This is a genomic window from Streptomyces sp. 142MFCol3.1, assembly GCF_000424945.1.
GTDB classification, from domain to species: Bacteria; Actinomycetota; Actinomycetes; order Streptomycetales; family Streptomycetaceae; genus Streptomyces; species Streptomyces siamensis.
The window spans coordinates 63,387-74,490 of record NZ_AUKV01000010.1 but is presented as its reverse complement, the minus strand read 5'-3'; the positions used below and the strand labels follow the sequence as shown (position 1 = coordinate 74,490).

The following is an 11,104-nucleotide window of genomic DNA, read 5'->3' as shown; positions in this document are numbered from 1 at the left end:
CCATGACCGAGCCGCCCGACCGCAGCGAACTCGCCCACCGGACCGCAGCCTTCTGCGCTCTGCTCGGCTCGTCCGGTAACGTGCGGCGACTGCCCGAGGTCCGGGCGGCGGCCGAGCGCGCACTCACTCTGCTGCGGTCGGGTGCCGACACCGCCGCATTGGCGGCCGGCTACGACGACGTGGACGACGCGCTGCGCCGGGCCGGGTACGCCGGCGGACTCGCGGGCGATTCGAGGGGCTCCACGGCCCCGGGCGTCGCGGCGCACATCAAGGTGGCCGTGTGTCCGGCCTCCGCGCCCTGCACCCGGCTCGAACGGGCGCGCGACCTGCTGCCCGCGCCGCCCTGCGCCGTCCACGGCGCGCGCATGCGCAAGGCGCGGCTGGAACCCGAGCGGTGAACGCCCGCGGCCCTTTGATCCCATGAATCCCCTCCTCGCCACCCTGGGCGGCAGGCTCACCGAGCGCTGGCTGAACCTGCTGGTGCTGCCGGGCGCCCTGTTCCTCGCCGCCACCGCCGTCGGCACCACCCTGGGCCACCGCCACTGGCACGACATCGACCGGCTGCGCTCCACGCTCGACGACCTCGCGGCCCGGCCCGCCCTGGACCGGACCGGCACGGCCGCGCTCCTGGTGGCGCTCGTCCTGCTCACCGCGACCGCGGCCTCACTGGTCGCACAGTTCCTCGGCGGTGCCGTCGAGCAGTACTGGCTGCGATTCGGCCGGGACCCGCTCTCACGTGTCCGCACCGCACGGCGCGTACGTCGGTGGAAGGCGAGGGACACCGAGGTCGAGGCCGCGGTCGCGCACGCCGGGCCGACCGGTGCCGCAGCGCACGGCGCGGTGGCGATCCCGCGGCGGACGTGGGAGCGGATCCAGGCTCTCACCGAGGCCCGCGACCGCATCGCGCCGCGCGAGCCGACCCGGCCGACCTGGTACGGCGACCGCATGCAGGCGACGGCGGACCGCGTCGAAGCCGCCTACGGTGTGGACCTCGCCGCCCTGTGGCCGCGGCTGTGGCTGATCCTCCCCGAGCCCGCCGTTGGGCAGATCCAGTCGGCCCGTGACTCGTTCAGCGCCGCGGCGCGCCTCGCGGCCTGGGCGGCGGGCTACGCCCTGCTCGCCTGCTGGTGGTGGCCGGCCGGGCTGATCGCCGCCGGATGCGCGGCGGTGGCCCGCTCGCGTGCCCGCACCGCGCTGGAGGCGCTGGCGGGGCTCGTCGAGGCGGCCGTCGACGTGCACGGCCGGGAACTGGCCACACGCGTGGGCCTGATCGCGCCGGACGCGACGGGGCTGCTCGCCCGTGACACGGGGGACGGGATGTCGGAGGTGTTCAGGAAGGCCGAGTGACGCGCACGTACGTCGTGGACCTGGCCCGGTGGGGGACGAGCGCCGTCACGCCTGTGGAGCGCTGCGGGCGCGGCCGTCCTCGGGCCTCGGCCCGTCCTGCCTCCCGGCCCCGGACCTGGTCGGCGCTGTGCGCCGGGGAGACAACTCGTCTGGTGGCGAGGAGAGTTGGGTTACCGCCATTCGGACCGCAGGCCGGCCCCTTCCGGTGATTGCCGGACGACCCGCGGGCGCGGCCCCCGCCTCGCGGGTACGGCGTCTGGGCAGCAGACTGCCCGAACCGTGAGGAGAGCAACCGTGTACGCAGCTATCAGACGCTACTCAGGAGTGACCGACCCGGTCGAGGCGGGGCGCCGGGTGAACGAGGGGTTCGTACCCCTCATCCGCGAGATCCCGGGGCTCCTGGCCTACTACTGGGTCGACGCCGGGAACGGGGTCATGGTCTCGACGAGCGTCTTCGAGAGCGAGGCGGGGGCCGGCGAATCGATCAAGAAGGCGGCCGTCTTCGTGCGGGACAACCTCGCGTCGCTGCTTCCCAACCCTCCGGAGGTCATGTCCGGTGAGGTCGTGGCCTCCGTCTAGCGGGAGACACCCGGTCGCCGAGCCGGTGCCGTGCCGCCTCGCGGGGGGACCCGCCCGGCGGCGCGCCCGCCGGGCGGCGGCACGGAGGCGGTGCGTGCGCGGTCGGATTCAGGCGCGCCGGTGCTTCCCCTCGCCGGAGGTGGGCCCGCCCGTGCGCAGGGCGACCGCCCTGCCCGCGTCCTGATCCGCCACCAGGCTGCGCAGGAAGGCGAGAACCGAGTCGAGATCGTGCCCCTGTGCCGCGGCGCTGATACCGGCGTGCAACTCCGCTTCCACCGCGGCCACCGAACGGGCCGTCTCGTGTCCCGAGGGCGTGAGCGTGAGTTCCACGTGCCGTCGGTCGCGGCTGCCTTCTTCGCGGCGTACGAGTCCGGCGGTCACCAGCCGGTCCACCAGACGGCTGGGGTTGCCGCCGCTCTCGCACACCAGGAGCGCCCCGAGCCCCGACATGCTGAGCGGCTGCCGTTCGGCCAGCAGGCGCAGCACCTCCGCCTGGGCGGGAGTGACCCCCAGAGGGCGCAGTCCGTGCGCGAGCCGGCGGTTGCCCTCGCGCTGCGCGGCCAGGATGAGGAATCGGGCTTCTTCGGCCGGTTCCATCGCGACGCTCCCCGGGATCGACGGACGAGACAACTACGTTACACGACATTCATCCTCTCTCGATCTCCCGTGCGAGCTGGTCAGCTCAATAAGTGTCGTGTAACTTAATGACACGACACAGGAAAAGGTGAGGTTCATGAGCGAGATCACGTACCGGAAGATCGTCGTGGAACGCTTCGGCGGCCCGGAGGTGCTGCGGACCGTCGAGGCCACGTTGCCGGAGCCGCCGGCGGGGCACGCCCGCCTCAAGGTGCTCGCCTCCGGAGTGGGGTTCACCGACCTGATGGCACGGTCGGGCGACTATCTGCTGCAACGGAGGCCGCCGTTCAGTCCCGGATACGAACTCGTGGGCGAGATCATGGACTTCGCGGCCGACGGGCCGCGGCCCGCCTGGCTCACCTCCGGAACGCGCGTCGCGGTCTCCCTGACGAAGATGGGCGCGTACGCCGAGTACGTGACCCTGCCGCTGTGGCAGCTCGTCCCGCTGCCCGACGGCCTCGACCCGGTCACGGCCGCCGCGATACCCCTCGACCACCTGACGGCGCTGAGTGTCTTGGAGACCCATGGCCGCGTCCGGGCCGGCGACACCGTCCTGATCCAGGGCGCGAGCGGGGGAGTCGGCCAGGCGCTGAGCCGCCTCGGCGCCCTCCTCGGGCTGCGGATGTACGGTACCGCCTCGGCGCCAGGCGCCGAAGAACTGCTCGCCCGTCACGGGGTGACCCACATCGACTACCGCCGGCAGGACTTCGGCGAGGTGCTGCGGGAGCGGGAACCGGAGGGCGTCCAGGCGGTGTTCGACCACATCGGCGGACCGGGACTGCGCAAGGGGTACCGCGCGCTGGCGCCCGGGGGAGTGCTGGTCAGCTACGCGTTCGCGGGCCGGCCCGGACACATGGTGGCGGACACGGTGCGCGGAGCTCTGCGGGTCAGGGCGATGAACCTGCGGCCGGGCCGCCGCACCGCGCTGAGCATGGTCCCCCACGAGATCAAGGCCGACCACGACTGGTACCGCGCCGCTCTGGAGCGACTCCTCGGCATGGCCCGCAGTGGACGGACGTCGCCACGGATCGGAGCCGTCGAGCCGTTGATGAAGGCCGCCGACGTCCACGCGGCGCTGGAGCGCCGAGAGATCGCCGGGAAGGTGGTCCTGACGACGGAGGCGTGAGTCCACCATGGCCCACGTCGTGGGACCCGCGGCGCACGCCTTGCCCGCGTGAGCCCTGGATGCGCCCCCGCGGGGACGACGAAGATGCGCCGTGCCGACGGAAAGGCAGCCGGTGCGCGGTCTGTCCGTAGCTCAACTTCCAGGAAGGCAGGTCGGTTGCGGTGCTGGTGCGATTCCCCACGTCCCTCTCCGAAGCGCAGGAATGCCTTGCCGAAGGGGCGGTCCCGATCGGCGGGGCGACGCTGATATGGGCCACCTGGCAGCGGGACGGCTTCCCCGCACTGGCCATGTCGCTGCGGGACCTGCCCACGGCCAACGCCATCGGGCGCGAGGAGCTGGGCGGTGCCGTGGTGCTGAACCGGATCGACGACCGGGTACCGGACGCGCTGCGTCTGGCCGCCGCGACGGTCGGCACCGGGGCCGTGCGCAGGACGGCGACGGTCGGCGGCAACCTCGTCGGCAGCAGTCTGCGCTGTTTGCTGCCGGCGGCCCTGGTGCTGGACGCCCGGGCCACGGTGCTGGAATCCGACGGGGTGCACGAGACGGATCTGGGCGAGGTGGTGGCCAAGCGTCCGCTGCTGCTCGGCCTCCGCTGGCGCGAGCCGGTCGCCAGCTGCAGTCACAAGGCGCGGGGAGACGCGGGCGGTCCGCCGCCCCTCGTCGTCGCCGCCGCGATGCACGCCGACGGCGGCGAGGGCACGAGCCTCCATGTCGCCGTCCGCCGCGGCTACGACGTGCTCAGTGGCAGCACGGCTTGTGACGGCGACACCGGGCGGGCTCTGGGCGCGCTGCGCGGCACGGCCCTCGGCGAGCTCGACAGCGCCGCTTGGGAGGTGGTCGGCCGGCAGGCCACGGCTCTCCTCGACCGCTCGACCGGCGGCTGAGCCCGGCCGCCGCCAGACCCCGGCGACCGGCCGAGCCCCGCCCCTGGCCGACCCCTGCCACCGGACGGGCGGGTCCACTGCTCGCCCCGCCACCCGCTGCCCCGGACCGTGCGCTGTGCCCGACCGCCCACTGGGACGACTGACGGCCTGAGCTCTTTTCGAACGCAGTACATGACGAGGGGCGCCACCCGACTCCCGGGTGGCGCCCCTCGCTCCTGTGCTGCGGTGTCGCTCTCAGCCGACCACGATCACTACGACGCCCCCGTTGCCGAAACCATTGTTGAAGCCGTTGTACCAACCGTTGTTGTAGCCGAAGCCGGTGTTGTAGAAGTTGCCGTAGCCGCCGTAGCCGCCGTAGCCGCCGTAGCCGCCGTAGCCGCCGTAGCCGCCGTAGCCGTAACCGTTGCCGCAGTTCCCCCAGCCACCGTGTCCGCAGTGGTTGCTGACGTTGGTCGTACTCTGGGCCGGGGTCGCGGCCGAGGCCGTACCAGCTGCGCCGACTGCGGCACCGCCGGCGAGCAGGACTCCGACGGCGGAAATCGCGGCCAGGTGCCTCGCGCGGTGTGCATTCATGGACTTACCTTCCTTCCCACCCAACGTGCGGATCCAGGCACGGGACGGATGGCCGCGGCAGCCGGGCGAGGGGTCCGGCGCCGCTGTGGATGGTGCCGCCCGAGTACGGGACGCAGGTCAGGCGGTCCCTGGCGACCAAGGACTACGTCGTTCGGCCCAACCCGCAGAGCGGCTCTCGTCCTTTGATGCTAGTCGCCCATCGGCCACACAGCATCCCGGGTGGAAAGGGGCAAGTCGGCGTGGGGTACCCCCGCGTGCCGCGGGCCTGCGGCGTGCACTTGGCGGGGGCGCAGTGCGGCGGCTCCGGCGCGCAGGAGCGCGGCGACGGGTGGTCTCACCCATCGGGCGAGGTCGCGCGGCAGGTCGGGATCGAGCTCGATGGTCACCCGGACGTACCGGGTGCGGAACTCGGTGACCTTCGTGTGCCGGGCCGGTGCGATGACCTCCGGTCCGCGCTGCAAGGCGGCTCGGTAGGTGTCCCTGCGCTGGTTCATGCCTTGTCCTGACGTCTGATGAGCTCGTCCGCGAGATCCATGTACGCCGAGCCCTTGACCTCGACAGGGCCGCCGAACGACTGGGCGTAGAGGTCGAGCCGTGGAATGTGGGTGGACAGCACGTCGAAGCCGCGCTCGGTGAGCGCCGCGCGCGCGTCGGCGTCGGGGCCGGTCCGCGTGGCGTCGGGACGATTGGTGCGGTTCAGCAGGACGGCGGCGCGGGCCGGGTGCGCGCGCAACGACTGCATGTCGCCCATCTCGCCGCCGATCGGTGCCATGCGGTCCAGTTCGATGGGGGCCGGTGTCACCGGCACGATCCATTCGCCCGCGTACCTCATGATGCTCCGGGTGATGTGGGCGTGATCCTCCATCTGCGGCGCGTCGAACACGACGGCCTGTCGGTTTCCGAGGAAGTCGTTCACACGCCGGTGCACGTCGCCCACGGGAAGGGCGACCACGGGGAAGGGGAAGCCGCCCGCCAGTTCGCTCCAGCGCAGGGCGGAGGAGGCGGGATCGCTGTCCACGAGCAACGGTGAGATGCCCGACTCGTGAAGTGCGTGAGCCAACCAGACCGCGCTGGTCGTCTTGCCCACTCCGGGTTTCAGGTTCACGAATGCATGACTCATCGACACAAAGAGTGACGCTAGTGGTCGCGGACGGCCGGGCACCGGTGTCGCGGGGTGCACGGCCCCACCGTTCATCCTGGCGCGCGGGTGAACCAGTCGTCTGGACTAAGCAGCAGCCCGTACCGCGCGTCGGCGGCCACCGCAGGGGGAGGGCGGTCCGGGCGCCCGCTCCTGGTGGGAACCGGGCGCGCGGCCGGGCGGATGCACCGCTCGCGTGAGGCCCGGCCCCCGGGCCCGGGCGTCACCCGGTGGCAGCCGCATCGAGCAGCACGCCCGGGTTCAGGATCCCGGCCGGATCGAGTGCCTCCTTCGCGGCGCGCAGGGCCAGGGCGAACGGCTCCGGGCGCTGCCGGTCGTACCCCGGGCGGTGGTCGCGCCCGACCGCGTGGTGGTGGGTGACGGTCGCCCCGTGGTCGTGGAGGATCTGCATCGACGCGGCTTTGATCTCGTCCCACATGGCGACCTCGTCCCCGCGACGCCCGGGTGCGATGACCGTGAAGTACGGTGCGGCCCCGTCCGGATACACGTGGGTGAACCGGCAGTTGACGGTGCCCGCGGTGCCCGTCACCTCCTTGACGACGTCGGCCAGCCGCTCGCGCACCGCCTCGTACAGCTCTCGCGTGCGGTCCCAGGTGCAGGACGTCTCGAAGGTCTCGGAGATCACGCTCATGCGGGCGAGCGCGTCGCGCAGATACGGCATGGTGAGGAAGGCCGAGCGCCAGGTGTCCGCCGCGGCGTCACCGGTGCCGGGCTCCGTGGCCGCCGCGGTGCCGCCGTGATCGCGGGCGAGGGTGACGAGTTCGGCGAGGCGGCCGTCGACGGGGGCATGGGCCGATTCCACGCCGAGGACGAGCACGCTCTGCCCGTTGTGGGCGACTCCCGCCAGAGCGGCCTCTCCGGGGTCGAGCAGCCGGCAGTTGGCCGGGTGCAGACCTGACTGCGCGACCGCGCGTACGGCGTCCATCGCGGTGTGGACGTCGTCGAACCGCACGGTGGCCGACGCCTTGTGGCGCGGTCGGTCCTGGAGCCGCATCCAGGCCTCGGTGATCACTCCGAGGGTCCCTTCGGAGCCCAGGAACAGACGGTCGGGGGAGGGGCCGGCGCCCGAACCGGGCAGTCGCAGCGACTCGTTGACCCCGACGGGCGTCACGACGCGGAGCGACTCCACGAGGTCGTCGATGTGGGTGTACAGCGTGGCGTAGTGGCCGCCCGCCCGGGTGGCGAGCCAGCCGCCCAGGGTGGAGAACTCGAAGCTTTGCGGGAAGTGGCGCAGGGTCAGCCCGTGCGGTCGCAGCTGTGCCTCCAGGGCCGGGCCGAGGGCGCCGGCCTGGATCCGGGCGGACCTGCTGACGCGGTCGATCTCCAGGACTCGATCCAGACAGGAGAGGTCGAGGGACACCACTGCGCGGTGCAGACCGGCCCGGTATTCGACACCGCCGACGACGGAACTGCCCGCGCCGTACGGCACCACGGCCACACCGGCGCCCGCCGCCCAGTCGAGGACGTCGATCACCTCCTGTTCCGTACGGGGCCGGGCGACCTGGTCCGGGGCCGCCGCGAGGTCGCCGTGGAGGGCGCGCATCACGTCGCGGAACGCCTTGCCGTAGGTGTGCGAGGCCCGGTCGAGGGGTGCCGCCGACATCACGGGGGCGAGTGCCGGGGGCGCTTCGACCCGCACCTTCGGCAGGGCGGGGGCAGAGATCGCGGGCACGGGCAGCGGGGTCTCCGCCGCGCCGGGGACCAGCGCCGCCAGCGCCGTGCAGTCGGCGTCGCGCAGGGCCTTGATGGCGGCCCCCCAGCCCCACCAGGAGCGCTGGGCCGGGGAGGACGTGCTGCGGTCGGAGCTGTCGGGCACGTGAATTGACCTCTCGGTAATTTACCTCTTGGTAAGTTACCGCAACGTATAGTCTGCGCATGACGACGACAAGGGCCTCGGACTCGCGGGATCCGGCCGGAGGCGATCCCGGGGCCGAGCAGGACCGCCCGCGCGGAACCGGGACCAAGGGGGTCCCGCGCGCCCGCCGGGAGGAGCAGATCCTCGACGCGGCCCTGGAGGAGTTCGGCAGGCGGGGATACGCCGCGGCGTCGATGGCCGGGATCGCCCGGCGCGTCGGTGTCACCAAGCCGATGCTCTACACGTACTTCGGCTCCAAGGACGGACTCCACACCGCCTGCGTCGACCGTCTCGGCCCGCGCCTGCTCACGGCGATCGACCGGGCCATGGCGTCGGACCCGCCGGCGGGGCAGTTGCCCCACGCGGTGCTCACCGCGGTCTTCCGGACCATCGAGGAGCGGCGTCAGGCCTGGTTCGTGCTGTACGACCGGACCCTGCCACACGGCTCCGGGCCGTGGCGCGCGGCGCAGCGGCATCGCGATGCCATCGACGCGCTGGCGGCCTCCGGCACCGCCGCGCTCCTGCACGGCAAGGGCAACGACGACCCCCTCGACGCGGACGCCCTCAAGCATGTGTGGACGGGCACGGTCGGCGCCCTGGTCGGCTGGTGGGTGTCCCACCCCGAACTGTCGGCGCAGGACATGAGCGCACGCTGCGCCCGGCTGTTCGCGGCCGTCCGCGACGGCGCTTGAGGCATTTGCCCACACGGCACCCGAGGTCTGTCCGGGGCCGTGCAGGAGACGCCGTCCGCGAGGGCGTGTGAGGCGAGCCGACGGCCGGGTCCCGGTGGTGTCCGCGGGCGCGAACGGAAGGTTGGGGAACTCTTTGCCGGTGGCCGATATCCGCCGCGAGCACCGGGCGCCGCACGGCCCGTGGGTTCCCGCGAGGGCAAAGGACGGCTGAAAGTGCGAGGCGGGCTCGGTCGTTCAGGTCACGGCCGCGTTGACTGCGCACGGTCCCGGGAACAGGCTGGAATGTAGATGCCTGATGCAACTGGTTTGGCGGCGTGCTGCCACGGCCCCGAGGAACCCCCAGGTCGTGGCCTCATCTGCCGCCACCGTGAGAAGGGACGACGCACATGTGCGGCATCACCGGTTGGGTGTCCTTCGACCGTGATCTGCGGAACCGGACCGCGGAATTGGATGCGATGACGGAGACGATGGCCTGCCGAGGCCCGGACGACCGCGGTGTCTGGGCCGAGGGGCCGGCGGCGCTCGGACACCGCCGGCTCGCGATCATCGACCTGCCCGGTGGCCGCCAGCCGATGACCGCGACCACCCCTCAGGGCACGGTCGCGCTGGTCTACTCGGGGGAGACCTACAACTTCACGGAACTGCGCCGCGAGCTGGAGGCGCAGGGGCACCGTTTCACCACCGATTCCGACACCGAGGTCGTCCTGCGCGGCTACCTCGCCTGGGGTGAGGCCCTGGCCGAGCGGCTCAACGGCATGTACGCATTCGCCCTCTGGGACGGCCGTCACGGCAAGCTCGTGATGATCCGCGACCGTATGGGCATCAAGCCCTTCTACTACTACCCGACGTCGGACGGCGTCCTGTTCGGCTCCGAACCGAAGGCGATCCTCGCCAACCCCCTGGCCCCCGCCCGGGTGACGCTGGACGGTCTGCGCGAGCTGTTCACCATGATCAAGACGCCCGGACACGCGGTCTGGGACGGCATGCGCGAGGTCGAGCCGGGCACCGTCGTCACCGTCGACCGCACCGGTCCGCGCAGCCGCGCCTACTGGCGGCTGGAGACCCGCGAGCACACCGACGACCGGGACACCACCATCGCCACGGTCCGCTCGCTGCTCGACGACATCGTGCGTCGCCAGCTCGTCGCCGACGTGCCGCGCTGCACCCTGCTCTCCGGAGGCCTCGACTCCTCCGCGATGACGGCGATCGCCGCAGGGCAACTGCGTGCCGACGGCGAAGGCGTGCGCAGCTTCGCCGTCGACTTCGTGGGCCAGGCCGAGAACTTCGTCGCCGACGAACTGCGCGGCACCCCGGACACGCCGTACGTCCACGACGTGGCCCGTACCGCGGGCACCGATCACCAGGACATCGTGCTCGACACGCAGGCCCTCGCCGATCCCGCGGTCCGCGCCAAGGTGATCGGAGCCCGCGACCTGCCCGTCGGCTTCGGCGACATGGACGCCTCCCTCTACCTGCTGTTCCGGGCCATCCGCGCGCACTCCACGGTCGCCCTGTCCGGCGAGTCCGCCGACGAGGTCTTCGGCGGCTACCTCCAGTTCTTCGACGAGGAGGCACGGCGCGCCGACGCCTTCCCCTGGCTGGTGAGCTTCGGCCGGCACTTCGGGGACGACGCCGACGTCCTGCGGCCCGACCTGACCAAGGCCCTGGACATCGAGTCCTATGTCGCCGACGGATACCGCTCCGCCGTGTCCGGCATCCGCCGCCTGGAGGGCGAGAGCGACTTCGAGTACCGGATGCGGCGCATCTGCCACCTCCACCTGACGCGTTTCGTGCGGATCCTCCTCGACCGCAAGGACCGCATGAGCATGGCCGTCGGCCTGGAGGTGCGAGTGCCGTTCTGCGACCACCGGCTCGTGGAGTACGTCTACAACACACCCTGGGCGCTCAAGTCCTTCGACGGACGGGAGAAGAGCCTGCTGAGGGAGGCGACCGCGGACGTCATCCCCACCTCGGTCTACGACCGCGTCAAGAGCCCCTACCCGTCCACACAGGACCCCGCGTATGCGGCCGCACTCCAGGAGCAGGCCCGTGAGCTGCTGACCCGCCCGTCCCACCCGGTCTTCGACCTGGTCGACCAGGGACGGGTGAAGGAGGCGGCACACCGCGACGCACCCGTCAGCCACCAGGCGGCCCGGCGCGGTCTGGAGCGGACCCTGGACCTCGCTGTGTGGCTGGACATGTACGCACCGGAGATCCTGCTCGACTGAGGCGCTGACGCGCCGTCACGTCGTG

12 protein-coding genes are annotated in these 11,104 nt (G+C 72.3%); 7 read left to right on the top strand and 5 right to left on the bottom strand.

Annotated elements, in window-relative coordinates; all coding sequences use genetic code 11:
* Window positions 1–2 precede the first annotated feature (2 nt).
* The 3 genes from H305_RS0116135 (at window position 3) to H305_RS0116125 (ending at window position 1,926) form a co-directional block, all read left to right on the top strand.
* Window positions 3–398 (top strand): hypothetical protein, encoded by a 396-nt coding sequence (locus H305_RS0116135; protein ID WP_051370633.1) that lies wholly within the window; start codon window positions 3–5, stop codon window positions 396–398.
* Between the two features lie 22 nt (window positions 399–420).
* The gene (locus tag H305_RS0116130; protein WP_028801281.1) at window positions 421–1,347 is read left to right on the top strand and encodes a hypothetical protein; all 927 of its coding nucleotides are present in this window, start codon (window positions 421–423) and stop codon (window positions 1,345–1,347) included.
* Window positions 1,348–1,641: 294 nt separating this feature from the next.
* On the top strand, window positions 1,642–1,926 hold the full coding sequence (locus H305_RS0116125) for a hypothetical protein (protein ID WP_028801280.1): 285 nt from the start codon (window positions 1,642–1,644) through the stop codon (window positions 1,924–1,926).
* A 108-nt stretch (window positions 1,927–2,034) separates the two neighbouring features.
* On the opposite strand, the gene H305_RS0116120 is transcribed toward H305_RS0116125, so the two are convergent.
* Complete coding sequence (locus H305_RS0116120; protein WP_028801279.1) at window positions 2,035–2,523, bottom strand: MarR family winged helix-turn-helix transcriptional regulator; 489 nt, start codon at window positions 2,521–2,523, stop codon at window positions 2,035–2,037.
* A 136-nt stretch (window positions 2,524–2,659) separates the two neighbouring features.
* On the opposite strand from H305_RS0116120, the gene H305_RS0116115 reads away from it, so the two are divergent.
* Both H305_RS0116115 and H305_RS0116110 read left to right on the top strand, forming a co-directional pair.
* Window positions 2,660–3,688 (top strand): zinc-binding dehydrogenase, encoded by a 1,029-nt coding sequence (locus H305_RS0116115; protein WP_051370631.1) that lies wholly within the window; start codon window positions 2,660–2,662, stop codon window positions 3,686–3,688.
* A gap of 161 nt (window positions 3,689–3,849) precedes the next feature.
* A complete protein-coding gene (locus tag H305_RS0116110; RefSeq protein ID WP_028801277.1) occupies window positions 3,850–4,572 on the top strand; it encodes an FAD binding domain-containing protein in 723 nt (240 codons plus the stop codon).
* Between the two features lie 234 nt (window positions 4,573–4,806).
* Here H305_RS0116110 and H305_RS0116105 read toward each other — a convergent pair whose 3' ends face one another.
* The 4 genes from H305_RS0116105 to H305_RS0116090 all read right to left on the bottom strand — a co-directional run bounded on the left by H305_RS0116105 (window position 4,807) and on the right by H305_RS0116090 (window position 8,120).
* On the bottom strand, window positions 4,807–5,145 hold the full coding sequence (locus tag H305_RS0116105) for a hypothetical protein (RefSeq protein WP_037764157.1): 339 nt from the start codon (window positions 5,143–5,145) through the stop codon (window positions 4,807–4,809).
* A gap of 188 nt (window positions 5,146–5,333) precedes the next feature.
* Complete coding sequence (locus H305_RS0116100) at window positions 5,334–5,639, bottom strand: hypothetical protein (RefSeq protein ID WP_028801275.1); 306 nt, start codon at window positions 5,637–5,639, stop codon at window positions 5,334–5,336.
* Complete coding sequence (locus H305_RS0116095; protein WP_078629100.1) at window positions 5,636–6,265, bottom strand: ParA family protein; 630 nt, start codon at window positions 6,263–6,265, stop codon at window positions 5,636–5,638. The genes H305_RS0116100 and H305_RS0116095 overlap by 4 nt, the downstream gene beginning before the upstream one ends.
* 241 nt (window positions 6,266–6,506) lie before the next feature.
* Window positions 6,507–8,120 carry an FAD-binding oxidoreductase gene (locus H305_RS0116090; protein ID WP_234020875.1) on the bottom strand — a complete coding sequence of 538 codons (1,614 nt, stop codon included), beginning with the start codon at window positions 8,118–8,120 and terminating at the stop codon, window positions 6,507–6,509.
* Window positions 8,121–8,179: 59 nt separating this feature from the next.
* Between H305_RS0116090 and H305_RS0116085 the strand changes: the two genes are divergently transcribed.
* Window positions 8,180–8,851, top strand: coding sequence for a TetR/AcrR family transcriptional regulator (locus H305_RS0116085; RefSeq protein ID WP_078629077.1), 672 nt, complete (start codon window positions 8,180–8,182; stop codon window positions 8,849–8,851).
* Window positions 8,852–9,237: 386 nt separating this feature from the next.
* Window positions 9,238–11,079, top strand: a complete 1,842-nt coding sequence (gene asnB, locus H305_RS0116080) for an asparagine synthase (glutamine-hydrolyzing) (protein ID WP_028801271.1) — start codon at window positions 9,238–9,240, stop codon at window positions 11,077–11,079.
* Window positions 11,080–11,104: the final 25 nt, after the last annotated feature.